The 24,161-nt window shown below is 48.6% G+C and carries 18 protein-coding genes and 4 pseudogenes; 8 read left to right on the top strand and 14 right to left on the bottom strand.

Going from position 1 to position 24,161, the window contains the following annotated elements; genetic code table 11:
- The first annotated feature begins 572 nt into the window (after positions 1-572).
- Positions 573-959, top strand: coding sequence for an SDR family NAD(P)-dependent oxidoreductase (locus S7335_RS22280; protein ID WP_227500095.1), 387 nt, complete (start codon positions 573-575; stop codon positions 957-959).
- 34 nt (positions 960-993) lie between these two features.
- Here S7335_RS22280 and S7335_RS22275 read toward each other — a convergent pair whose 3' ends face one another.
- Positions 994-2,343, bottom strand: a complete 1,350-nt coding sequence (locus S7335_RS22275) for a cytochrome P450 (protein WP_038019488.1) — start codon at positions 2,341-2,343, stop codon at positions 994-996.
- Positions 2,344-2,404: 61 nt separating this feature from the next.
- Between S7335_RS22275 and S7335_RS22270 the strand changes: the two genes are divergently transcribed.
- Positions 2,405-2,986 (top strand): TetR/AcrR family transcriptional regulator, encoded by a 582-nt coding sequence (locus S7335_RS22270; protein WP_006458388.1) that lies wholly within the window; start codon positions 2,405-2,407, stop codon positions 2,984-2,986.
- A 325-nt stretch (positions 2,987-3,311) separates the two neighbouring features.
- Here S7335_RS22270 and S7335_RS22265 read toward each other — a convergent pair whose 3' ends face one another.
- Complete coding sequence (locus tag S7335_RS22265; RefSeq protein ID WP_006457740.1) at positions 3,312-4,187, bottom strand: IS1182 family transposase; 876 nt, start codon at positions 4,185-4,187, stop codon at positions 3,312-3,314.
- 333 nt (positions 4,188-4,520) lie between these two features.
- On the opposite strand from S7335_RS22265, the gene S7335_RS22260 reads away from it, so the two are divergent.
- On the top strand, positions 4,521-5,321 hold the full coding sequence (locus S7335_RS22260; protein WP_006457929.1) for a VOC family protein: 801 nt from the start codon (positions 4,521-4,523) through the stop codon (positions 5,319-5,321).
- A gap of 58 nt (positions 5,322-5,379) precedes the next feature.
- Here the strand turns inward: S7335_RS22260 and S7335_RS28125 are convergent, their stop codons facing one another.
- The gene (locus tag S7335_RS28125; protein WP_157620643.1) at positions 5,380-5,610 is read right to left on the bottom strand and encodes a hypothetical protein; all 231 of its coding nucleotides are present in this window, start codon (positions 5,608-5,610) and stop codon (positions 5,380-5,382) included.
- 51 nt (positions 5,611-5,661) lie between these two features.
- Positions 5,662-6,744, bottom strand: coding sequence for a transposase (locus S7335_RS22255; RefSeq protein WP_038019365.1), 1,083 nt, complete (start codon positions 6,742-6,744; stop codon positions 5,662-5,664).
- A gap of 273 nt (positions 6,745-7,017) precedes the next feature.
- On the opposite strand from S7335_RS22255, the pseudogene S7335_RS22250 reads away from it, so the two are divergent.
- The 4 genes and pseudogenes from S7335_RS22250 to S7335_RS29605 form a co-directional block, all read left to right on the top strand.
- A pseudogene (locus S7335_RS22250) lies at positions 7,018-7,505 on the top strand (IS21 family transposase); the annotation flags it as partial.
- A gap of 83 nt (positions 7,506-7,588) precedes the next feature.
- Positions 7,589-8,286: pseudogene (gene istB / locus S7335_RS22245) on the top strand (IS21-like element helper ATPase IstB).
- Between the two features lie 663 nt (positions 8,287-8,949).
- A complete protein-coding gene (gene rsgA, locus S7335_RS22240; RefSeq protein WP_006458279.1) occupies positions 8,950-10,035 on the top strand; it encodes a ribosome small subunit-dependent GTPase A in 1,086 nt (361 codons plus the stop codon).
- A 134-nt stretch (positions 10,036-10,169) separates the two neighbouring features.
- Positions 10,170-10,530: pseudogene (locus tag S7335_RS29605) on the top strand (DDE-type integrase/transposase/recombinase); the annotation flags it as partial.
- Between the two features lie 154 nt (positions 10,531-10,684).
- Here the strand turns inward: S7335_RS29605 and S7335_RS22230 are convergent.
- From S7335_RS22230 to S7335_RS22215, 4 genes are all read right to left on the bottom strand, one after another.
- Positions 10,685-11,017 (bottom strand): hypothetical protein, encoded by a 333-nt coding sequence (locus S7335_RS22230; RefSeq protein WP_006457856.1) that lies wholly within the window; start codon positions 11,015-11,017, stop codon positions 10,685-10,687.
- A 172-nt stretch (positions 11,018-11,189) separates the two neighbouring features.
- Positions 11,190-12,149, bottom strand: a complete 960-nt coding sequence (locus tag S7335_RS22225; protein ID WP_006458203.1) for an orange carotenoid-binding protein — start codon at positions 12,147-12,149, stop codon at positions 11,190-11,192.
- A gap of 138 nt (positions 12,150-12,287) precedes the next feature.
- Positions 12,288-12,770, bottom strand: a complete 483-nt coding sequence (locus S7335_RS22220) for a hypothetical protein (protein ID WP_157620641.1) — start codon at positions 12,768-12,770, stop codon at positions 12,288-12,290.
- A gap of 290 nt (positions 12,771-13,060) precedes the next feature.
- The gene (locus tag S7335_RS22215; protein WP_006458352.1) at positions 13,061-14,023 is read right to left on the bottom strand and encodes an orange carotenoid protein N-terminal domain-containing protein; all 963 of its coding nucleotides are present in this window, start codon (positions 14,021-14,023) and stop codon (positions 13,061-13,063) included.
- 198 nt (positions 14,024-14,221) lie between these two features.
- Between S7335_RS22215 and S7335_RS22210 the strand changes: the two genes are divergently transcribed.
- Positions 14,222-14,923, top strand: coding sequence for an IS6 family transposase (locus S7335_RS22210; protein WP_006458148.1), 702 nt, complete (start codon positions 14,222-14,224; stop codon positions 14,921-14,923).
- A 5-nt stretch (positions 14,924-14,928) separates the two neighbouring features.
- Here S7335_RS22210 and S7335_RS28120 read toward each other — a convergent pair whose 3' ends face one another.
- From S7335_RS28120 to S7335_RS22190, 6 genes and pseudogenes are all read right to left on the bottom strand, one after another.
- Entirely contained in the window at positions 14,929-15,099 is a 171-nt protein-coding gene (locus tag S7335_RS28120; RefSeq protein ID WP_006458369.1) for a hypothetical protein, read from the bottom strand.
- Between the two features lie 599 nt (positions 15,100-15,698).
- Positions 15,699-15,791 (bottom strand): annotated as a pseudogene (locus tag S7335_RS29025) (IS6 family transposase); the annotation flags it as partial.
- Between the two features lie 152 nt (positions 15,792-15,943).
- A complete protein-coding gene (locus S7335_RS27105) occupies positions 15,944-16,336 on the bottom strand; it encodes a DUF4280 domain-containing protein (protein WP_071777046.1) in 393 nt (130 codons plus the stop codon).
- A 49-nt stretch (positions 16,337-16,385) separates the two neighbouring features.
- Positions 16,386-18,395 carry a VgrG-related protein gene (locus tag S7335_RS22200; protein ID WP_038019481.1) on the bottom strand — a complete coding sequence of 670 codons (2,010 nt, stop codon included), beginning with the start codon at positions 18,393-18,395 and terminating at the stop codon, positions 16,386-16,388.
- A 123-nt stretch (positions 18,396-18,518) separates the two neighbouring features.
- Entirely contained in the window at positions 18,519-19,004 is a 486-nt protein-coding gene (locus S7335_RS22195) for a hypothetical protein (RefSeq protein ID WP_006457899.1), read from the bottom strand.
- Positions 19,005-19,090: 86 nt separating this feature from the next.
- Positions 19,091-24,160 (bottom strand): hypothetical protein, encoded by a 5,070-nt coding sequence (locus S7335_RS22190; protein ID WP_006458065.1) that lies wholly within the window; start codon positions 24,158-24,160, stop codon positions 19,091-19,093.
- Position 24,161 lies beyond the last annotated feature (1 nt).

Here is a 24,161-nt window from a genome sequence, read left to right as displayed (position 1 = left end):
TTGTGTGTCAATGCGTTCGATATGGAGTCGCTGTATGGAATATAGCTCGCTAACTAACACGGCCATGCACCGTTTTCCAAAGCGATCACATACTAAGTCCTTTCAAAGTATTGATAAAACCTGATTGCTATCTATCAATACTTTCGTTGGGTAGTTCAGCATGTAAACGTAGCTAAGCTTTGTGATCGCACGACCACAAAAAGTTTTTCTCATTGTGTTTTCCCTCAAGTTGTCAGAACTTTCTGCCAGCACCCAAAAACTCTCCTAACGCTTGCTAGACTAATGAGCAGTAGGTATTCTGGCGCTCAACTGAAGCTGTTGTACTTGCTAGAAGCAGAGAAGATAATGCGCCGTTATGCAGTTGTTAACCATCGAAGAGTGATTAACCGCGACTAAAGACGGTAGCTAAAAGTAGCTGTGTCAAGCTAGGTAGTAAAGCTGGAATTAGCCAATGCTAACAACTGAATAGACTTTAATATTCAAAGTATCGACTATACTCTGCGCTCGCTAAATATGGCCAGCACAAGAATGAGTCTCGACGATCTCAATCTGGACTATGCCTTTTCGAGGGGTTGTGCAAAAAACCCCAAACAGCGCTCCGTCAAGCGTCTAGTAGTGAATGCCCTAGTTGTATTCTCAACATCAGCTCACATGCTGGCATCCGTCCGAAAGGCGCTTCAATTCCGTACTCAGTCAGCAAAGCCGCGCTCAATCATATGACAAAGCTTCTTGCCTTAAACCTTGCCCCAACAATCCGTGTGAATGCGATCGCGCCGGGACTCGTTGCGACACCAATGAGCAAAAACTGGACAGCAGCACGAAAGCTTTGGGAAGAAAGATCTCCTATGGGCCGTGGGGCACAGCCAGAAGAAATAGCCCAGGTAGCGTCCACTCTGATTCAAAGTCATTACCTCACAGGTGAGATCATAATTTCAGACGGTGGTCTCAATCTTACGTAGCTAGCCAAGTTTTGCCTAGTTGCGAAGGGCGCAACTAGGCAAAATCAGAACTATTAGCACTGAATAGCACCTTCAGGCCATCCTGAGGCCGAGAAAACGGAAGAACAACACGCTCTAGATTCTGATTAGGAACTAGCTCCCAGCGGTAGTCGCGAACCAGCAATGCAGCAAAGATCTTCATCTCTAGTCTGGCAAACTCTTTACCCAAGCATTCACGAATACCACCTCCAAAAGGAATATGGCCGCAGCGCTTTCGTCTATCTTCAGCCCGCTCTGATGAGAACCGTTCTGGGTCAAACTGTTCTGGACTTTCGTAAATTCGGGAATCCATATGAGTCTCAGGGATTTGATAGTACACATCCCAACCTCTCGGAACTAAGTAACCACCAAACTTACAGTCTTCTAAAACCTTACGAGAACCACTGCGAACAACAGGGGGAACTAGGCGTAAAACCTCTTTTACCACCTGCTCTAGATAGGTCATCTGATTCAAAACTGCAGGTGTCATCTGAGTTGGAAACCCAAGTTGTTCTTGTTCTGCTTTCACTTTGCTAAGCACATCAGGGCACTGTGCTAATTGCTGGCAGAGCGAAGTTAGTGCTGAGGTAAGCGTTTCGTGCCCTGCTATCAGCATGGCTAAAACGTTGTCCTTAACCGCTTCTCTGCTGAGCGTGTGGCCAGACTCGTCTTTTGCAGTCAACAGAATGCTCAAAACATCTTTCTTTTCCGCTTGCTGGTACTGACGTTGCTCGATGAGTTGATCAAATCGAGCGAGGAGCGACTCTCTAGCGCGAATAGCTTTGTCTAGAGGGCTACCTGGAAACCTCACAGGTATGCTTAGTAGTCCCTTACTCCAAGTTTCATAAATTTCTGCCAACGACTCGTCCGCCTGTGTACTCACGCCTACAAACAAGCGGCAAGCAACGTCGAGGGTATATTTCTTTAGCTCGTCGTACCAGGTCAGACTGCCCTTTGCTGCCCATGACTGCAAATATTGCTTAGTAACCGCTTCCATCGCGATTGCATAGCGTTCTAGGGTTCTAGGCTGAAAAGCCTGAGCTAGCTGACGACGGAGGACTTGGTGAGCTGCGCCTATTTGTACACCAATCGACGCTTCACCTAGCAGCGTTTCAAAGTTTGGTGTATTTGTCATCTCCAGCGTCTTGCCATCGTGAGAGAACAAGAACTGTACAGCATCTGCACCGATCAGCACGACGTTCGGAGAGCCGAAAAGATGGGTTTTGAACACGTTGCCATACTGCTGCTGCCGCTGAAGAATAAACTCCTCCGGGTCTTTCAAATAACTGATTGACTCGCCGACTACAGGCAACCCAAAGCGACCTGGTGGTGTAGGCTTCGTTGGTACTGCTAAAGGTTTAGCCATCCGTTTCATCCGCTATATCTATTAACGATACGATACTGTACCGTAATTTATAATAACAGCTATGAGTGAAGGAAAGCCGAGGCGGGGGCGTCCCCGTAGTATTGAATCCCATCGAGCCATTCTGGAAGCTGCGCTGTCGCTCCTAGCGGAGGTCGGATTTGATGCGATGAGTATTGAAGCGATCGCCTCTCGTGCTGGTGTCGGCAAGACCACAATTTACCGACGCTACGCGGGCAAAGAAGAGTTGGTTGCCGCTGCGATTGAAAGCATTCGCGAAGAGGTTGTGATTGCTGATACAGGCAGCTTGTGGGGTGATCTGGATACGATCATCGAGAATGCTGCACAGACCACACTCAGCCCGTTAGGAAGACAGGCCGTTGCCATGATTATGAGTAGTGCCTCGACCAATCCTCAGTTTGCACAGCTCTATTGGAAAAACTATCTACAGCCTCGCAGACGAGCTTTTTCAGTGATGATAGAGCGGGCCAAAGCTAGAAACGAAGTGAAGAATGATTTAGATGCTGAATTGGTGTTTGATGCCATGAGTGGAATTATGCTCTATGCACGTATCTTTCAACCTGATACCGAATCGTGGCAGGCCCACGTCCGCAGAGCTTTGCGACTTCTGTTGGAAGGTTCGTAGGCTTGGTTTTCTACGTCACTGATTGATCGTCCCGAAACTTCTAGAGCTTTCTGATAATTAAGAAATGAGACATAGATTGAGACACGCCTTTAGCCTAGTATCAAAACCTCTAAGACACCGTTGGCGAACTCCTGCTGTGCCCTTTCCAAAATCTGGTTTGGCATTAAATGGTAGTCGTGAAGCGCTGTGATAGCGACCGCAACGAACCGTTGAATACTTCCAGACAGCAGAACCTGTTCAAGGATAGCTTATGGCCCTCGATAAGTTGTTGCTTCTATTGTTGCTTTCTAATATTGTTCTTTTATGAAAGACCCTACTGGTATAGCTAAGCAGGCTCTAACGCTTTGAAGTGAGAGACCCTAGTTTTAGCTAACGGAACGCCCTGAAACCAGTTGAACAAACGGTCGATATTCATGGCAGCGCCGATAGCCATGTTCTGTAGATGCGTCTTCGCTAGGCCGATATACCTGGAACGCCGTAGGCCGAAACCTTTAACGCCTTGGGCTATTGCACTCTCAATGCCCGCCCTCCGCTGATAGCGCTTCTGCCCCTCATCGGTTTCCTGTATCGCTCTGGCGCGTGCAAGCGCCTCATGAGCTGCTTGTGGCAGCAGATGAAGCGTCCGGCCTGCGGCAGCGTTAGTGCATAGATGACGGGCCTTGCAGTCAAGGCAATCCTGCTTGCGAAACCTGGCGAATAGGTACGGGTCGCCCGAGGCTCGAACGTGTTCCTGCCACGGCCTAGTGGTTTTGCCTTCTGGGCAGGTGACTTGTTTACTTTTCCAGTCAATCTCGAACTGCTCTACGTTGTATGCGCCTTCGGTTCGTGTCTGCCAACTGGAGTTTGGACGCGGTGGCCCAACGGTTTCGATACCTTGTTCCTGTGCTTTCACCAGCAATAGCGCATCAACATAAGCTGCATCGACATAGTGCTCATCTGGCCGTAGTTGTTTAGCAATGAGTGCATCGTGAATCCCTTCGATAGACTGCGCTTCGTGGCCGCTCCCATCGGTCGTCGCCACATGGGTGACGAGATGAGCGCTATCGTCGTCGCAAGTTTCGCTCAGGTGAGCAATGTAGCCTACCCAAGTCGTGCCGCATCGACGACGGTAGCGAGCTTCTATATGGCTCCAAAGTAGCGAAGCTGCGAAATGGGGCCATTTAGTTCTTTTGTACTGACTGAGTAGCTGCGCGACAGGCAACTTCTTAACGAGAGAATAGGGGTTTCAGCCATTTTTGAGGCTGGAAAATAGCTTTGTACTACTCACTTTTTGGCAAAGGCAGTCCATTTTTAGGCTAAGGGGTGTACTAGCGTAAGCCCCTACATGGCAAGGGCTTGACTCGTAAGTAGCCCCATTTCGCAGCTTCGCTACCCTGGGGCTAAGTAGACGAAATTAAACTTATCTAGTTTCACAAGGTGATTAGGCAGAAACCTATCTCCTTAATCACCCCATATGTCAGATTATGGAGAAAATATTCCTCTAATAAATAGTTAAGTCATTATTTAGCAGAGAAGGCTTTTCGAGGAGGAGAATATGTCCATCAAGGCTGAGGTTGGTCGCGTTATCTGGCACGATCTCCTGACGCAAGATGTTACCAAAGCAAGAAATTTCTACGCCGACTTACTTGGTTGGAAATACCAGATTGAACACGCCTCTAACTCTGTTTGGAAGCCTGGTGAAGCTTCATATCCGTTGATTCTTGCCAATGGTGAAGCACACGGGGGCTTTGTTGATCCTGGACGGAATGTCCTCTCTTGCTGGGTTGCCTATGTGATGGTTCAGGATGTTGATGCAGTAACGGCAAAGGCAAAGAGTCTTGGGTTAACAATTGTTCGGGAACCTTTTGATACGCCAGGGGTTGGTCGTAGCTCGGTAATTCAAGATTTGCAGGGTGCAGTCATTTGTCCGACCTTTCCTACACACACCTTTCCCGCTCCCAGTGGTACGTTCCTCTGGGATGAACTCATAACCGACGACGTTGAATCAGCGAAGCTATTCTATTGCGACCTTTTTGGCTGGAGGTTTCACGACATCGACCTAACTCAGACTGGTCACTATACCGTCTTGCAAAGTATGGGCAATGCTGATGCAGTTGGAGCCACGAATCAATCGTTTGGTGCGGTAGGATTCGCTGTCTGGATACCCTATCTTGTAACTGACAATATTGATGCAGCTATCACAAATGCTATGGCACTGGGTGCGAGCGTGTGTGAGGAATCAACCGACATGCCTAGTGGTGAGCGGAAAGCCATCCTCGCAGACCCAACAGGTGCCGTTTTTGGTCTCTTGGCAGCAAGCGAATTCCGCATAAATGAGTTGAGGACATGGGCGTAACATGGCCCAACACTGCGTCGGTGCGGACGGAACAGAGCTTGTCTGTGGGTGTTTAAGGTTATCTGCCGCCGCACAACTTCGCCGTTGGGCCGACTGGTAGGCCATCGACTAGGAGAGACGCGATGGGAATTGGTGAGTGGGTGAGGAAGCGCCCAGTCTGGGCTATTAGGCGACAGTGAAGGTAGGCGGGTTCTAAAACCAGGTTGTCGTGTTTGGTCAGAACGGAGTGAGATTGGCTAGCATCGACAGCCCAGCAGAGCGACTTGCCGAAAAGCAAAGAAAAGGGCACAGGTAGATCTCATGCGAAAGAGACCTATGACCCTGATTGGCTGACAAAAGTTTAATCAGGAACAAACTTAACGGTAATCACGCTGAAATCGAGCAAGCGCCCGGACTTCTTGTTGTGTTGTGGCCTAGAAGCCATCGCCGGTTGCGGATCAATGTGAGAGGTAAAACAAGCCTGTTTAATCACCTGCCAACCGTTGAGCAGAGCCGCCTTAGTCCACTCCAATCCGATGCGAAAGTAGCTGTTGCCTCTATCCCAGTGTGTGTCAATCCATCGCCTACGGCCTGATTGCACAACCGCTACGCCTTGAGCCGTGACGTAAAGCGTGGCTACTGCCAGAATAAACCATAAGCGAGAGAGGTCAGTGAGGCCTCGAATCTCAGAGCGTTGTAGATTCCAACCGGCGGACTGGTCGTCTAAAAATCCTTCCTCGATATCGAAGCGCAAGGCATATTCCATAAAGGTTTGCGGGCTAGTGGGCTGGTCGCTGACGACGGCCCAAAGTTCACCATTGATGTTGTTGCGCCCGATGATGACATGCACTGGGCCGTACTGTTCGTGACGATGGAGTCTGATGTGGTGGAAACATAGTGCCCGACCTCGTTCTAGGTGAAACGATTTAGGTTGACACCAGCCGGAACCGGGTCGCCAAATCCAGGTGTCACTTTTGATACGGATGCGGTAGTGCCAGCCGAGTTGTTTTATCAGCGTCATCGCACGGGTATGCACAAAGCCTCGGTCGGCCAACAGAATCATGTTTGCGTTTGAAGGCAAGTATTGCGTAGACTGCCTGAGCAGTTCTTCATAGGCTTCAAACGCAACAGAGGCACTGTTGTGTTCTAGAACTCGCCAAGCCAGAGGAATGGAGCGGCCTCGATACACCACGGCTAGCCGAATTAAGCAGTACTGCTCCCAAAACAGCGAGGTGTCTAAACAAAGATAAAGGCACTCGGCTTCCCAGGTCGCCAAGGCCGCTTGAATCAGCGGTTTGTACAATCGGTGGATGTTGATGCGGCTATTGCCTAACCAGCGACGCACCCGTCTTTGTTTACTCTGGGCGTAGAGACCGCGACAGGGCAAGTAGGTTGTCCACTTTGTCAGGCTGACGCTGCCGGTTTGAATCAGCGCAAACACCATCCAACAGCAGGTCGTTAGATGCGATAGATGTGCCCAGGGGCAATCTTGACCCAGCCAGGCTTTCAAGGCATCGTAGAGGCGGGAGTTTTTTTCACAGCGTTCCTTTGGTTTTGAGTTGCATCTAAATCTTAGAACGCTGGCTCCCCCTCGCAACCTTTGCGGCTCTCAAGTCCCTGTATGACAGCGATTCAACCTGGCTATTGCATCTTTTGTCAGCCAATCAGCCTATGACCTGTGCCCAAAGCCATTCACTTATACCAGAAGAGAGCCTATATGAACGCGCGAAAGCTGGGGCTGACCCAGTCGGCATCGTCGTCGATAGCCGAGATATCAGAGCGCACGGGGCAACGGATTGATGCAGATCGTCACCGTTCCAACCGAGGAGCCGTTGTATCAGCGCCGCAACACCGAGACCCCTTAGCCGAGGTGTGGGGCAGCGAGCTAGAACCAATGCTGCGCCGAGAGCCAAGACTGAAGCCAACCACGTTGTTCGAGTATCTAGAAGAACAGTATCCGGGTAAGTATCCACAAGTGCTGCGGACGTTGCAGCGCCGAGTGCGAGAGTGGAAAGCGCTGCACGGCCCAGAGCCAGAAGTGATGTTTATGCTGCGTCATGAACCAGGGGTGATGGCCTCTCGGACTTCACCAAGCTGAAGTGAATGGAGATCACGGTAAACGGCAAGCCGTTCGAGCACTTAATCTACCACTACCGCTTAGCCTACAGCGGTTGGCAATATGCTCAAATTGTCCAGGGTGGTGAGGAAAGAAGAGGAAGAAGACAACTGCCAACGGCAGCCCCTATCAACAGTTGAGCACGCTACTCAAGCAGCTCAAGCTCACCAACATGCTTACCCACTGGGAAGCTACCGAGAGCCAAGCTTTACAGCAGCAATGGTCTTATGCGCAATTTTTGCTCAGTTTGTGCCAACAAGAAGCAGACAGAAGAAACCAAATGCGGCTAAAGCGAGCCAAAAAAGAAGCACAGCTTCCCGCCGTAAAAAGTTTGACCAACTTTGAGTTCGAGCACTGTCCGAGCTTTAACCCCGCTCCGCTGATGCAATTGGCCGATGATGACAGTTGGCTCGATAGTGCCACCAATTGCCTATTTTTCGGTGCCTCTGGCGTCGGCAAGACGCATCTCAGTCTCGGGTTGGCACAGGCCATGCTCGAAGCCGGGCGGCGTGTCAAATTCTTTAACGCACTCGCATTAGTCCAACAACTGCAACAGGATAAGCAACAACTGTTGCTACAGTCCAGATTGAAGAAGCTCGACCGCTTTGACCTGCTTGTCCTCGATGACCTCGGCTATGTGCAAAAGTCTGAGGCCGAACCTCTGTCCTCTTTGAACTGATTGCTCATCGCTATGAGCGCAAGAGCCTGCTGATTACGGCTAATCAGCCCTTCAGCCAGTGGGAGAGCATCTTTCCCGATTCGATGATGACCGTGGCTGCTGTTGACCGCCTAGTGCATCATGCGGTCATCTTTGAGATCAAGGCTGAGAGCTACCGGCAGCAGGCTGCCGCTGCTCGCAATCGGGACTAGTTAGCCCACCAAAAGCCACGTGTATATTCCGGTTTCTAAAAACGTTGGCGAAGCCTCTCCTACGGAGAATCGCGGACTGTCATTTAGATCGCGCTCTGTCATTTAGATCGCGGACTGTCTCCTTACATGGTCAGTCTTACAGTGAGGCTGATTAGTCTCTCTTAAATGTCAGCTAACACGACAACCTCTGTCATTTTGCCGCCGATGCCCTTGACGTTTGATAGTAGCCAGCCATACTATAGCCTGTCGTGAGATGGAGAAAGCTTGGTCGCTAAGGTTTCTCCATCTCACATCAAACGAGCTTTCAACATTTGTAAGTCGGTCACGGAGCGGCTTCTGTAAGCTGCTCCGGAGGTTTCTGACCAAGTTCCCCGCTGGTCGAGAATATGCCTCAAATTCAAAATCTTTAGCTAGAATAAGTTATCTGTTCTCGCAAGGAGTGTTTTCCTATGTTTGATTCGGTACTAGCGATCGCATCAGCGCTACAGTCCGTAGGGAATATCCACAAGAGAACCTGCGCTGCCTAAACAAAATAAGCGATCAAATCACAATATTTTCTATCTCTTGTGAGTCATGCTACTGCTTGTAGCGTGACGGAATTCTCTACGGCAATTGAATCAGTCTAATCAATAACCCAGAGAATTCTACAAGGATTGCCAAGCAATGCAACTTAAAAACTTAGGCTGGAGCGAAAGTTTCGCTCACAGTTTTGCACCCTACGCAAAGCAAGGATATTGTGTAGGGCGAGTCGCCGTAGCCCATCGTAGCCAGTACCAGCTCTACACAGAAAGAGGAGACTGTAGCGCCACCCTCACAGGGAAATTTAGACATCAGGCAGAAAAATCGGAAGACTTTCCAGCCGTAGGCGACTGGGTCGTCATTCATCTTGAAACAGCAACCCATCAAGCGCTGATTCAAGCCATTTTACCTCGTCAAGGCCAGTTCTCTAGACAAGCGGCAGGCACAAAAAACGAAGCCCAAATCATTGCCGCCAACATCAATACGCTCTTTTTAATGAGCGGTCTCGATCATGATTTTAATCTTCGTCGCATTGAGCGATACTTAGTCATGGCTTGGCAAAGTGGCGCAACGCCAACCATCATCTTGAACAAAGCGGATCTCTGTGAGGACTTAGAAGACAAAATTGTCGCCGTAGGAAAGATTGCTATTGCAGCTCCTATTCTCACACTGAGCGCCCTCTACCAAAACAACTTAGAAGCACTCACCCCATATTTGCAGCCCGGTAAAACCATTGCCTTATTAGGATCGTCAGGCGTAGGGAAATCGACCCTGACTAACAAGCTCATCGGCCATGACGTGCAAATAACCCAAGCTGTCCGCGCAGACGATAGCCGTGGACGACATACCACCACCCATCGGGAGATGTTAAAGCTGCCCTCGGGCGCACTGTTAATCGATACCCCAGGTATGCGAGAGCTACCGCTATGGAGCAATAATAATCGCACTGCCGAGCAGCCTACCGATACGATTGGAGAAACGTTTTCTGACATTGAAAACCTTGCTCAGCAATGTCGTTTTCGCAATTGCCAACACAGCTCAGAACCCGGCTGTGCTATTCAAGCTGCAATAGAGAGTGGAACGCTTTCTACCAAGCGATTGAACAGCTATCAAAAGCTACAGAGAGAGCAAGCCTATCAAAACAGAAGACAAGACAAGCAAGCGAACAGCAATGCCAAGGCTCGTTGGAAACACATCACCCAAATGGTACGACAACAGCGGCAGGATTAAATGCTATCTATATCTACGACCGAGTTTCTTCTCTTTTGGTTGTCAGGACCAGCGGGGGCATTTGAGTTAAACTCAGCAGGGCAGTCACCCACCCTGCTGGTCTACAAAACCGTGCTTGAAGGGTTACCTTCACACGGCTCCTCAACAAGGTACTCAACGCCTCGCACACGATTGCACCGAGGGTGATCACCGTCGATAAGAATGCAGCCTATCCACCTGCCATCAAGGCCTTAAAGTAAAGATAGATCTCTGCCTAAAGCGACGAAAACTAGGCAGATAAAGTACTTGAACAATATTGTCGAGCAAGACCATCGCTTCATAAAACGCCGTGTTAAACCTGGACTGGGGTTTGGCTCCTTCAATACGGCTAGGCGAACGCTCAAAGGGTATGAAACCATGAACATGATTCGTAAGGGACAGATTGAAGGAGCTGAGAAAGGAGATGTCATAGGACAACTCTGCTTCATCAACGGAATCTTTGGCGGGGCGGCATAATGGAGGGCGGATGGATAGAGAAATTCTCTCTTCGATTACTTTTTGCAACATAGCCCTCGTATCTCCTCGGTCATTGATAGCAGCGTGACGCAGCGTTCACAGAGGTGTCAGGTGTCAAGGGGTATAGACGACAAATGACAGAATTCCTGAAATTCTACATACGGGTTAGAACAGTGACTTTTGCCCGCTTATCGGCGGCTAAGCCTTGCAAGTCAGATTTATCTAACAGACCTGTTTTGATGAGCTTAGATAGCGTGAACATCAGAAAGTCTTCTCGGTCGTCATACTTGCCATCGATATCGTGCCTCTTTGCACTCAAGAAATCATGCAGCTGCCAAACGTCTTCGAGCTGTGTAACGTTGGCAGCATTCTCCCGAATATTCGCAATCAGTGCTTCTGTTTCTTTTCTGTATGCTTTCTTGAGCGCAGATTCTGCAATCCTTCTTTCTTCGTTGCTCCATTGACCGTCTGTCTGTGTTGTCGCCATCTATTGAGAGTTATCCCTTTATCGAAAATCGCCGAAGTCCAGCAGTGACAATGCTAACAACCTGCCTCGTAACACAGTTTGCTACTCTAGAAACCCATCCCTTTGACATCGTACTCGTGTAGCGATACGTCAAAGGGATGAGTCAGCACTTCTTATTGATTAATGAGCTTGCTTAGCGGACTAAATTCATTAGCTCCTTAGGCGAAGCTAACAAATCAATCGCAACAAAGAAGATCTTGCCATCTGGGTTAAGAAGAAAGCGCCAAGCGATATTCATACCAACAGCAGCACCGAACCAGGGCGTCTGACACTTACCCGTCACCTTAATCGGCGTGTAGCCATCTTCAGCCGCTTCGACTACACCGCGCTCAGGCACAAGCTTTAGGTTCTGACACTCTTCTCTAAAGAACTGTAGGATAGCCTCTTTGCCTACAATCGGTCTTCTAAAAGGCGGCTGCAAAGCACCATCAGCCGTGAAAAGGCTGACCAACTTATCAAAGTCGTTGGCATTTAAGTTGTTCATGTAGCTCAAAACAGTGGCATTATCAACACCTTCGATTGAGACTGGCGTCCGTTCTCCGATTGACTTAGGTGCGATAACCGGCTCTGACACTTTCTGGTAGCTGCCCATCTTGCTAGTGTCGTAGCCCATGTCAACCACGGCATTTCGTAAGACGGTAATCTGCTGACCGGACTCTAAGTCCCTGATGGATTGTAAAACGGCTGCAGCATTCGCTGAGAGCTTATACCCTTCTGGGATAGGGGCGACGAGGCCTTGTTCCATCAGTTCTCCTAACCGATACCAGAAGCCTAGTTTAATATTGGGGGTCCATACCGCATAAGCACGAGATACTTCAGTATCCGCTCGATTGGCCAAATCACACATCGCCTGAGATTGCTCTAGAGGCGTCATGCGCTTGATAGCATTCAGCGTGTTCTCAGCAAACTGTAAGTTGGCTGCACCGGGGGCAGCAATAGTGATGGACTGGCCCATTTCGAGGTAAGCGAACCAAATGAGCGCTAGCTGGTCTTCGGCACTGAGCTGAGCGAACCTTGCCGTCGTCGCTGGAATCGCATCTGCGGCTAGCGTACTGGGGAAGAGGTTGCGGGCGCGATCAATCATAGATGACATAGAACTTTAATCCTTAAGTTAAGTGATCTTCGGCTTTGTCGAGGGCTTATTTCTGTTAGCCCCTCAAAGGGGCAAGTCGATGAGCCTTCAAAGGGAGCTGCTAACTTTGGCTTGATGTTATTGACAGGGTTAGTTGCTCTAAGGACCGGAATTGAACCGGGCCAGAAATTTCAACTCATGCCCCCGGCCCAAGTCCAGGTGGTGCCCACTTTTGATAACCACTGAGGCAAAGGGTGAGGCAAAAGGCCGATGCAGCATGTTCTCTAAAAACTGAATGGCCAGTTTAGAGCCCGCGACAATAACATGAGGAGCCCAATCCAAAATCTCTTTTATCAAGCCACTGTGGCCTGACCCCGTATAATTCACAATCAGATAAGGCAGATCGAGCGGTGCAATCTGCTGGCTGACATACTCCAGAGACTGTTCACGAAACTTGTGATGCGACGTACCGAGCAGGGCTGTCTTCTCTTCGCGAAACAGAAAAGAATTGTAGGTGGTATCATTTTTCAGCTCAGATTCGATATCAAAGCAATCGCGAGCCCAATCGAGACATCGCATCGCGGTGGTTGCTGGCGCAATCTTAGCTGTTTGTAGCGTTAGGCAGCCATTTTTTCTGGTCATTTTTCTGGCCAGAAAAATGACCAGAAAAATGGCTAAAGGACTGTGTAGAACGGGGTAAATCAACCAGTGTAACCACGGGAAATGCTTCTCCATACAAGTAAGAATTCTCTTTTGCTTATTTCTCTTTTGCTCATTTGTGGACCACTAATACAAAAGCAAGCAGCATGGTGCATGACATAGTTACTCACACTGCCCAGCATCATCTCACTTAGCCCCATTCGCTCTCCCTCTAACGTAAACGCCGAGTGCCTGAAGCCCTTTGAAACCTGACTGCCGGCCAGGAAGACAACCTAGGGAGCCAGATTCAGCAACTCTTTGGCAGAAGCAAGTAAATCAATAGCAACAAAGAAAATCTTGTTCTCTGGATTGAGGAGAAAGCGCCAGGCAACGTTCATGCCCACATCCTGGCCAAACCAGGGGGTTTGCACCTTACCGGTGACCTTGAGCCGGGTGTAGCCATCTTCGTCAGGTTCCGTAGTACCCTGCTTAGGCAACAATCTTAAGTTCTGGCAATCCTCCCGGAAAAAGCGAAGTAGGGCATCTTGTCCGACAATCAGGCGCTGGAAAGGGGGTTGCAGGGCACCATCCGAAGCAAAGAGTTGTACCAGAGCATCAAAGTCATTAGCATTTAGGTTGTCCATGTACTCCAGAATTACTGGGTTTTCCACACCAGGAATTGCCGTAATTGGGGTGCGCTCGGCCATATCCGTGGGTAGGACTAACGGTTCTGCTACCGAGCTGTAGCTGCCCAACTGCGACGGGTCAAAGCCCATATCCACCACTGCGTTGCGGAGAATCGTAATTTGTTGACCAGGATCAACAACCCGAATTGCTTGTAGGACAGCCGAGGCATTGGCTGAAAGTTGGTAAACCTGAGGAATTGGGGTGACGATCCCTTCTGCCATCCACCTGCCCAATTGGTACCAAAAGCCGAGTTTGATATTCGCTGCCCAAGTGGCGTAGAGGCGGCAGATGGGTCGGTCCGTCCGACTAGCCAGGTCATGCATTAATTGCGATTGCTCACTAAAACTCATCAGCTTGATTTGGCTGAGTGTACTGCTGACAAATTGCATATTCACAGGGTCGGGGGTCGTAATTGAGAGCGTCTTCCCCATTTCCAGGTAGGCAAACCAGATTAGCGCCAATTTGTCTTCAACCTTCAGTCGGTTAAAGCGGGCAATCGTGGCTGGCACCACATCCGCAGCCAGCGTTTCCGGGAAAATATTGCGAGCTGTCTCAATGGTGAAGGACATCCTTACCAAACTCCGTAAACGGCCAGTAACTATAACTTTACTTCACTTCACAAAGCCTGAAAGTTGCTTATACTGATGATCCTAATTGGTATTGCTGATGGTGCGGTTAAGGTATTTGAGTAGTTCAATAGGGGTTAAATGGCATTGTCAAGTTGTCTAGAGTTGACTCCGGTCTACTGTCTCTGAGAAGCTTCAGCCATGAATAATCCTTACCGTGGCCACCGCTTCCCAGCCGACATTATCAGCTATTGCGTCTGGCTGTATTACACCTTCCCACTAAGCTTCCGTGACATTGAGAAAATGATGCTCTATCGAGGCATCACGGTCACCTACGAAGCGATCAGAAGTTGGTGTCACAAGTTTGCTCAGAGCTATGCCAATCAGATTCGCAAACAGCGGCCAAAGCCCGGTGATAAGTGGCATCTCGACGAAGTCGTCATCAAGATTAAAGGTGAACAGTTTTACTTGTGGCGGGCTGTTGACCAGCATGGTGTAGTGCTCGATATCCTGATGCAGCGATGCCGCAACAAAGCGGCAGCCAAGAAGTTCTTCCGAAAACTACTCAAACCAGCCGGCTTTGCCCCCAGAGTCATCATCACCGACAAACTCAAGAGTTATGGCGCTGCTAAGAAGGACATCTTGAGGAATGTAGAACATAGGCAGCATAAAGGATTGAACAATCGAGCTGAGAACTCACATAGACAGACCCGAGTTAGGGAGAGGCGAATGGGCCGATTCAAATCGGTGGGTCAGGCACAGCGCTTTCTGTCAGCCTTTGAACCGATACGTGGTCATTTCCATCCCCATCAGCACAAACAGACGGCTTCAGAATATAGAAAAACGATGCGCCAGCGGATGGAAAGTTGGCGATCTCTGACAGAGACCTATGTGATCGCATAGGTCGATTAGATGACACTTGCCGAATAAAACTGTCCTAAAATTGGCTCATCGAGATCAACTTGACAATGCCCCTTTCGCTTCTCTCTTACCATCAATAGCTGCTGTTCGATAGAAGCTGCTTCAGCTTCTAACTTGGAGCTAACGGTTTGAAGCTGGGGTAATACTGCGGCTGACATCTTGGTAAGTGTTGCTTAACTACAAGTATAGTATCAAGGATTCCAGCGATAACTTCCTAGTAGCAAGATTTCTGCATGGTTCTGAAGGCCCATGATATGCATATTCTGGGTAAGCACAAATCTGAGCTATCAACGCTACTAGAGAGAAGATAGCTGAGCTAGCCTTGCGGTAAAATTATGGGTTCGATCAACTTCTCAGCATTCACATGATCTTCGACCAGCATCTTACTTAGTCGAAGTGCAACGGCTTTATACAGTTCCAGCTTGTTTACGTTCGTTTCCCGCTCTAGATCTTCAAATGTTAAAACGCCCTCTGGATGTGTTAGCTCGTACACCTGTAACGCTAGCTGTGTGCTGTTACGGTATGGCCTCCAACGCTTATCTTCTAATAAAGAACTACGTTATTTTTTGTACTTCTGAAGCAGTGTATAGCTAGAACATCGATGTACTCGCTTGGGCTTCGGATAAGGAAGAGCTATTGACATATCTATTGATAATTGTTGTAAGTAGCTCAGTTATAGCAAAATATATTCGTTTGTTGTAACTTATGGGAGAGATATTGGTATGTTAGCCAAATCGGTTGTGTTGCAAAAACCTGGGTAGCTCAAGCTATAGCGCAGATACCAGCGCACGTTCAGCAGGATGACGTCTGATCGGAAGTGATGCCATTTGAACGGTTGTGAGGAGGACATTGATAGGTTGCGATCAGGGCATCTCAGCATACCAAGGCAGGGCTACCCAGGTTTTTGCAACACAAACAGCATTTTTGCTTTTTTTGCGAAAAAGTTCTTAACAATGGACGAATGTTATTCAAGTGCGCTTTGGTGCAGGCAACCTACGTGTCCTAAGGGATTTGAACTGTAGCCTGGCCAGGGTTTAGAATAGAGATAACACCACCCCAGGTGCACATACACTTCGAGCTGTTGTTTAGGGCAGGGAGATTATTAATCAAAACGGTAGGCGAGCCTGGAAACCATGGAGCTACTGTGACGGGTATGCATGGCATCGGTGTGAGTACGCCGAGTGCAGCTGCGGTCGCTGTGGCTACGGTCGGATTGGCTAATGAACTACATACGCCAAAGGGTGGAATATTGGCAATGGGGGCATAGTCCATGATGTTAGCGGCTAGTGGTCCTCCGGCCATGGTTGGCGGGCCTTTGGGTATAACGTTTAATACGCTAGGGGCAACGCCAAATGAACATTGCAGCGTGGCTCCTGCGACAACTTGTGTTCCCATCGTTTTTCTGTCTAATATTTTTGCTGTTTTAATTTTTGCTGGTCATTTTTCAGTTAATTTTGACGATATTGCCAGCGACTTTTGTAATGCCATTACTTTGCACATTGACCGGTCCTGTACCCTTAACATCGACCATCGTACCTTCTACCTTGGCAGTCATCTTGGCTTTGACATTCACCTGAGCTGCTGAGATATCGATGCCTGTATTACTAAGAACAATGCTACTTTGTCCCACTTTCAGCGTAATTTTGGTTGTGCCTGTCAGGGTGATTTCACCGCCGTCAACATTTATTTTCTCTGTTTTTCCACCTTTCCCTGACTTGGCATTGAGGCTACCGGTAGAGATGATGTCAACCTTTTTACCCCCATCATCCATTACAATTTCGTGACCGTTTTTGGTCTTTAGTTGAATCTTTTTTTCTTTATCATCTAGTCTGAGCTGATGACCGTCTATGGTTTTTAGTTCTGTGTATTTGTCAGTATCGTTGAGATGTAGCTGATGCTTGTCTACGGTGGTCAGATAAACGCCTTTTTTACTATCGCCTTTATCTTCTTCTACAAATTGTAAGGTATGTCCCAGTCGTGTTGTTAGCGTTCTGAGACGTACTTTACCATTGGCAACGGTTTCGTCTACTTTTTCAGGAGGGGTATCTTGTCCATTCCAAACGCCACCTAAGATATAGGGCCGATGAATGTCTCCATGCTCAAAGGCAACAAACACTTCATCGTTAATTTCGGGTAGCCAATCTACCCCCCGGTTGGTGCCTGCGCCAACGGCAACAATTCTTGCCCAATTGCTCATATGCTTCTCGGTAAGCGTCGGTAGCTTTACACGTACGCGTCCCCACCCTTTGGGATCTTTGTTGTCGGCAACGATGCCAGCCATCATTGTTTGGCCTGGCTGAAGGGTATTTTTAGTTTCTAATGTTTGCAGTAGATCCCCGCCACGTAAGCCTCGTACGCTGAATTCGGTGGTATAAATTCGTTCATGGAAAAGCTGACGGGTTTCTGTTACATAGTAACTACCGCTATATTTTCCCATTCCCGTTAGCTTAACCACCTGCCCTGGACGGATGAGGGGATTCCCCTCTCCTCGTGCATCGGCCTGTACAAATTCTCCCCCTAGTTCATCAAATAGGGCCTGGGCCATGGTTTTGGCTTCTTTAGATTGAGAGATGGGCTGGTCCACCATAATTAAGGTGGGTGTGGTGGGCTGGCCATTAAAGCTGCTAACGGTTTTACTGCCTGAACCACTTTCTGTTTCTGTCAGTACCTGCTTGGTAGCGCTAATGCTTTCTGCAATCACTTCCTTGCGGCTATAGTCCCAGCCCCGCACTTCAACACTTTCCATTTGTTCTGCGCTGCTAACCCGAACCCGAAAGCTGTGAACGTTTTTCAACCACTCCAGTTCTAGTGTGCTGTTCTTCTTGGGTTTACGAAAATATAGCTTTCCATCTTGCACAAATAGTTCAAAACCATTGCGGGCAGCCCGCTCCCGCAAAAATTCCATATTGGTCTGATTTTGTTGGAACACATATCCACTGGCCCCACCGATGTCACCATAGCCATAGGGACCGCCTGTGGCATCTACCGTCCCGACTGAAATACCCACTTCGGATGCGATGGTTTTGACAATGTCGGAGTCTGTTTTATTTTGGAATGATCGGTTGTGACGCCCACGATGTAACCGGTGGGAAGCATCATAGCCACGTACAATGATGGGTGCTTGGGCCTCACTATTGAAATGGGTTTCAATCGCAGTAATTTCACCCTTAATTACATTACCTTTATTCTCATCATCAAAATCATCCGATTCTGTGGTGCTAGAGGAAAATCCAACTTCTATAGATTTTCCAATTTCAAAGAGTTTTTCATGTTTCCAGACTTCATCGTTGGCAGCACCACCATAATAGTCATTTCGAATGACAAGGGTAAACATGCCTGGCAAGTGTAGACTCTCCTCCACGACAACTTGGAGGATATCATCCATTAACTCAGATGATGCCGTCGCTCCATCAATTTTGAGGGTGGGTTGGGCTATAAAGGAGGATACAGGCATGGATGGAGTATTTTCTCCGCAAAGAATACTTAAGTCTAAAGAGGGTGATTACTAACGATCTCATTGAAAGTGTAATAGATCCAGATGAGTCTCAATGGCTTAGAAATCTCTAAACCGATAGTTTTAGCGAGTAGTACTGCCTCGACTCGGTGTGTTCGAGTTTGCAGCGCCCTTAACTTCACTAATTTCCGTGAGGATAATATCCACAGTGGCTCGAACAGGTGTGCCATCAGCTAAAAACATAGTGAGTTTATAGGATAGGGACTCAATAAAGCAGCGTAAATATTCTTGCTTTCCCCAGGTTAAGAGATAAATGGGAGGGCGCTCCCGACTGTCCATAAATTCAACAGCCTGTCGAAAACTTTCGACATATTTATCGACAACATTTTCACCCGTTTCGTAGGTGTCAAATATCAGCCCAGATACATTGACACTGTAGGGCTGAGGGGAGCCAAAGCTTACTTTAGGGAGCCCCTTGTCAGTTCGAGAACCCTCAGGTTTGTTAATGTTGAGCCTTCGACTGAAACTTAGTTCAGTCGGATTAAACATAAACTCAATATTGTTGCCACCTCCTTGGGCAATCAATTTAGCTTTGACGAAGGTACTCATCGGTTAATACAACTTATGAGGGTTGATACTTTGTTGTGGTGAAACTTTTCGTAGTGAAACGTTGACTGGGGTAAGGGTTAGATAACTCACCGGGGGTATTTAGGACCCCGGCGCTCCTGCTCTAAACAAAGGCGTTGTCTTAGAAGACTGTAAACTTCTTGGGTGAGCAATTCCAGGTAATGGCTATAGTTTGGAATGTCATGGGATTCCTCAGCTTGGTTGGTGTTTGATGCTCGGCGGATAGTAATTGTGGGGTAATCTTGCTCCAGTTGGACCACATTGACGGGAGTGGTGGTGTTTGGTGGTGTAATTTTTCTTTGGACCGAAATAGAGGAGTTGGTCGTGGGATGCTGAGTGGCCGTAGTTCGGCTGATGGATGCTGTTGATGACTGCGCTGTATTGGTTGGGTTTGACTTGATGTCTGTTATGGGTTGGGTGGTAGATGGTGCTCTAGCATTAGAAGAAGACTGCTTAGCAGATATTTTTGTGTTAGACGTGGGCTGGAAATGAGTGACAAGATCTTCGATGTTAGACCAGCTACTGGGAAAGGCTTGCGCTCCGGTTGGCTGATCTGATATTTGATCAGCCTCTGCCTGTCGTTGAACAGTGGAGTGGTCTGGAGATAGCGAAGATGATTGGACAGGGGTGTGATTTGTTGGGGCTTGGGGATAAGGCTTTGCTAATGGCGGAGCTTCTAGGGACGAGGATATCATATGGGTTGCCAAGTCCTCTATACTCGACCATTCGCTGGGAAGCCCTTGGTCTCTGTTTTGTTGTTGTGCTTGTCGTTGGATAGGGCTAGTAGCCTGGGACGTATTGGGAGGGTCTGGCGTCGAGACATGGGGAGTATTTGCAGATGGTGGGTGATCGCTGAGCTGGCTAGGTTGATAATGGGTTTCTACCGATGACTTTAAAGAGGGTAAGGGGCGCAGCGCACTAATTGGTTTGAGTACTTTTAGCTGAATGTTTTGGATACTATCAACATTCGGATGAGGGATGGCCACCTGATCTGAAACGATGGGTGGACAGGCGTTTGGGATAGTTGAAATGGGTGGGGATAGTGCTGGTTTGGCTTGCATTGTGTATTGCGATCGCAATACCACATTAGAGTTATTGAAAGTGCCATTAGATACCGGGCCTCTCTTAGAATGCTGTACAGATTGCACAGACTTGATCTGTTTTTCAAGAAATTCAGTTGATGCGTTCTGGACTGTATAGGAAGATTCAGATTCGGTGGAGGAGGGACTGGCTTTTGCGCTGGGTTGTACTACAGATTGAAGAGAGCGTAATACTCCCAAGGGTTTGAGAACCTTCGGTAATGGCGCAGGTTGGGAGGTATTGAGAGGAAAGGCGTCTGGTTGGGAATGCGTTGTCTGAGAGGTAACAGACGTAGATTGCTGTATATCTGTTGGAGATCGCTGCACCGCTGGTTCCTGCAGGCTCTTCTCTGGGGTGCCTAATAGCGATCGCGGGCTAGACCGGCTAGTGATTGAAACCTCTGAAGACTGGGTGTGATGGGTGCTTTGCTGTGCTCTCTCGTTGATTTGACTTGATGGAAGTAGATTGGAGGGTTTGTCGATATGTTTTTGCTGTTTGTTGTTGAGGGGTGGAGCGGTGTTGATGGCCGCATTCTCAATTATATTAGTGCTGCGCTGAATGATTTCAGCAGAAAGGGGGGCTGGTGCAGTGGTCTGACCAGACTCAATGAATACTTGATTTGATAACTTCTCCCTGTTCTGGTTTCCCTTATTCTGACTGCCCTCATGATGATTGTGTTCATTTGGAAGAGGGCCCGGTAATTGTGGCGTCCGTTGAATGGGTGTATTGGCAGAATTATTGGGTGCTTCGCTTACTTTATTGGTTAGCGAAACCGGTGGAGGCGTGAGGGGGTAAGCAAATTGTACTAATTCTACAGGTGAGATATTAGGGCTTTGGGCAAGGGGTGAAATTTCCTCAGCAGTAGTCGATTGATTGGGATACTGGGCGGCGTGATGGCTCGAGGCTGTAACTGAGGCTTGGGAGAATGGTGTAACTGGGGTAATAAACTCAGGGGACTGAGGTGCTCGCTGAATCGGTTCTGTATCTAAGGTTTGCGGGGGAGGGAGCATCGGAGTAATTGACTCCGATGGAGAAGCTGCGGAGGGTTGCTCTGCCGTTGGCTGTAGAGGTCGTGGGTCAGGTTCTGTTGACTCTATGGGAGTGAGTTGTAATGGGGTGACCTCCCCAGTTTCCTTCATGGCCTGAATGGTGGCTGTCTGGTGGGGCTCAAAAAACTGATTGGTCAGATTGGCTGTGCGCTGAACAATAGTAGGGGCGTCTGTTTGAAGGGATTGTTGGTTTTTCAGGTTTGGTCCGGAGAGGGTAACCCCAGGCGAATTTAGTATTTTGGTTTGCTCAGAAGAGGCTGAGGATGGAGGTGTACCTGACTGGTTGCTAGATTGACTCTGAGAATCGATACCTGTGTTGATCTGGTTTGTATTCTCTTCGATTGAAACCGATAGCTGTGTTACTGACTGAGCTGTTTCTACAGAAAGCTGTTGAGGTGTCTCAGACTGTTGGATAGAGGCTTCGGAACGTTGAATGATTGCTTCAGCGCCGGGCATATCGCCATTGGATAATTGATCACGTGACACCTGATAGCTAGTGGGACTCGCCCGTTGAATGGATGGTTGATTGGTTGGAGATAAAGCTGATGCTGCTTGCTCGCTGGCTATCCTGTCATTCTTACCCAGAGGATGAGTCCCTGGAGAATGACTTGCAAGGGATATATCGTCAGCGGCCAAAGAGTGGACCTCGGATGCTGACGGGTGGAAACTGTGATGTTGTGGTTGGCTCGCTATGGGAGATGCAATATCTTCGGAAGTATTAGAACTATTTGCTGAGCGCTGGCTCGCTTCTAAAGATGGATGTGTAGAAGTGTCTGTAATAGTGGCTTCTAACTCAGAATCTAAGGATTGACGGACTAGTTGAGTCTTAGGTGAGCTAGACTCCACAACTGGTGGTATAGGCGCTTGGGCCTTACGTTGTACAGATTCAGCAGACGGTGTTGCTGAGGGTAAAACCGTACCTGATGGTTCTAGCAGTTTAGCGGTGGCGGGATTTTGGTGGCTCGGCTGTTGAGATTCACTCTGGAAGCTAGAGACATCAGACTGGGAGGGGGCCTCTATGGCCAATTGACTTACTGGGACTGATGGAGAAACATGTGCCGCTTTTGGTGATGGCGAGTGTTGAATCGGTTTGAAGGGTCCCAAAGCTTGATTTCCCTGGGGGCTCTTTGATGATTGTGGTGGGGTGCCAGATGGAGCGCCCAAGTTCTTGTCTAAGGGGGTATTATTCAGTCTCTGAATCGGTTCAGAAGCTTCTACTGGACTAGATGTTTGGGTATTAGGCTCTTTAATAGGGTTAGCTGTGTTATTGGGTTGTTCCTGATTTGTAGAGAGCTGAGCTGGGCTGACGGGGGGCTGGGAAACGTCAGGCTTTTGTTGGCCGATGGAAGAAGGAGCTGGGGCTGCTTCTGATGCTAGAGGAGAGATATCAGTTGAGTTATTAAAGCTGGTAGCAGTAGCGTCTATTAATGATGACGTTGGAATAGGCTTAGAAACAGTTTGATGGACATTGCTTGTCTCATCATCCGACTTAGCAACAGCCGGTTGACCGATCTGTTGGCTGTCGGTTGACAGTGCATTTTTACGTTGAATCAATGGAGGCGGTGCAGGATTTGGCCCTGTTTCCAATGCTGGAGGAAATGCACTAGTTAATTGAGCTTCCTTGTTAGGGGTCGCTATGTTATCAGGTCGGCTCTGATTGGTAGAAAGTTGGCTGACTGAGGATGGCGGAATGTCAGTTTTTTGTTGGATGATAGAAACATGAGCAGGCTGTGCCGCCGATGCTGGAGGAGATAAGTCAGTTGAGTTCTTTGAGGGGGCAGCGTCTATTAATGACGACGTCGGACTAGGCTTAGAAACAGTTTGATGGACATTGCTTGCCTCATCAACCGACCTAGCAACAGACGGTTGGCCGATAGGTTGGCTGTCGATTGACGGTGCATTTTTGCGTTGAATCGATGGAGCAGGCTTGTTTCCTGTTCCCAATGTTGGTGGGGGTGTGCTCGTGGATTGCTCGCCTATGGATGGGGGGGCTGTGTCATCGGATCGGTCCTGATTGGTAGAAAGCTGAGCTGGACTGGATGAGGACTGGGAAACGTCAGGTTTTTGTTGGATAACGCTAGGCGGATCAAGCGCTGTTTCTGATGCTGGAAGGGATATCTCAGTTGAGCTCTTTGAGCTGGTGGCAGCAGTGTCCATAAATGACGAAAGGGGACCAGGACTGGCAACAGTTTGATGGGGAGCGTTCACCTTATCTGCTGATCCAAACACAGAGGGATGGTCCGTTTTTTTGCCATCAACTGATGGTGCATGTTGACGTTGAATAGCAGCAGTGGGATTCGGCGCTGCTGCGCTCTCTATTTGTTTGACAGGTTGTTTAGCGGGTTCAACAGGTGCAACGGGCTCAATGGATTTGACTGGTTGAATAGTTGGCGGCGAGAGTGATTCCGGCTGACTGGTTGTTGGAAATGTCTCTACTGAAGCAGGGATTCCATTTGCAGGGACTTGGTTCGTTGGAACTTCGTTTGTGGTGGCGAAGGCTGCTGTTGGGGGCTGCTGTTGGGGTGCTCCCATGAAGTAACTCTGTAGGTTAGCCCGAAATGATTTGGGTTGAGTTACGCTGCCTTCAGTCCCTGAGTTGGGCCCTGATTTGAGCAGGGGGGATAGGGAGGCTTGGGCGAGGTTCAGGAATGCTGAGTCAGGTTTAGTGATGCGCTTAACCACTGAATCTGCTGGTATATTTGCCGTTATCTCTGTCGCTATCTCTGGTCTTGACTGATGTGATGCCAATTGGGCCGTAGTTGTCCCACTGTTGGTCCTACTGTTGGTTCCACTGTTGCCCTGCTCGCCTTGATTGGCTGAACGTGTTTCCCCTGGTTCTATCGTGGGAAAGCCAGGGGAAAAGCCAGAGGGAAAGCCGTGAGGATAAAAGGTCTTGAGATCTAGAAATGATAGTGACGGCGTGCCCAGGTGGCAGTGTTGTCCCCATCCAATTGCACCTAAGGGACGTGATAAACCTAATGGGGAGCGATGGCCCAGCTGCTTTGCCATA

This window comes from Synechococcus sp. PCC 7335 (genome assembly GCF_000155595.1).
In the GTDB taxonomy this organism is placed as follows: Bacteria; Cyanobacteriota; Cyanobacteriia; order Phormidesmidales; family Phormidesmidaceae; genus Phormidesmis.
This window is presented reverse-complemented; position numbering and strand designations above follow the sequence as displayed.

Coding starts and splice junctions, on each gene's coding strand:
- S7335_RS22275 (WP_038019488.1), bottom strand. CDS start 2,343: ATGGCTAAACCTTTAGCAGTACCAACGAAGCCTACACCACCAGGTCGC.
- S7335_RS22270 (WP_006458388.1), top strand. CDS start 2,405: ATGAGTGAAGGAAAGCCGAGGCGGGGGCGTCCCCGTAGTATTGAATCC.
- S7335_RS22260 (WP_006457929.1), top strand. CDS start 4,521: ATGTCCATCAAGGCTGAGGTTGGTCGCGTTATCTGGCACGATCTCCTG.
- S7335_RS22255 (WP_038019365.1), bottom strand. CDS start 6,744: ATGGTGTTTGCGCTGATTCAAACCGGCAGCGTCAGCCTGACAAAGTGG.
- rsgA (WP_006458279.1), top strand. CDS start 8,950: ATGCAACTTAAAAACTTAGGCTGGAGCGAAAGTTTCGCTCACAGTTTT.
- S7335_RS22230 (WP_006457856.1), bottom strand. CDS start 11,017: ATGGCGACAACACAGACAGACGGTCAATGGAGCAACGAAGAAAGAAGG.
- S7335_RS22225 (WP_006458203.1), bottom strand. CDS start 12,149: ATGTCATCTATGATTGATCGCGCCCGCAACCTCTTCCCCAGTACGCTA.
- S7335_RS22220 (WP_157620641.1), bottom strand. CDS start 12,770: ATGACCAGAAAAAATGGCTGCCTAACGCTACAAACAGCTAAGATTGCG.
- S7335_RS22215 (WP_006458352.1), bottom strand. CDS start 14,023: ATGTCCTTCACCATTGAGACAGCTCGCAATATTTTCCCGGAAACGCTG.
- S7335_RS22210 (WP_006458148.1), top strand. CDS start 14,222: ATGAATAATCCTTACCGTGGCCACCGCTTCCCAGCCGACATTATCAGC.
- S7335_RS28120 (WP_006458369.1), bottom strand. CDS start 15,099: ATGTCAGCCGCAGTATTACCCCAGCTTCAAACCGTTAGCTCCAAGTTA.
- S7335_RS27105 (WP_071777046.1), bottom strand. CDS start 16,336: ATGGGAACACAAGTTGTCGCAGGAGCCACGCTGCAATGTTCATTTGGC.
- S7335_RS22200 (WP_038019481.1), bottom strand. CDS start 18,395: ATGCCTGTATCCTCCTTTATAGCCCAACCCACCCTCAAAATTGATGGA.
- S7335_RS22195 (WP_006457899.1), bottom strand. CDS start 19,004: ATGAGTACCTTCGTCAAAGCTAAATTGATTGCCCAAGGAGGTGGCAAC.
- S7335_RS22190 (WP_006458065.1), bottom strand. CDS start 24,160: ATGGCAAAGCAGCTGGGCCATCGCTCCCCATTAGGTTTATCACGTCCC.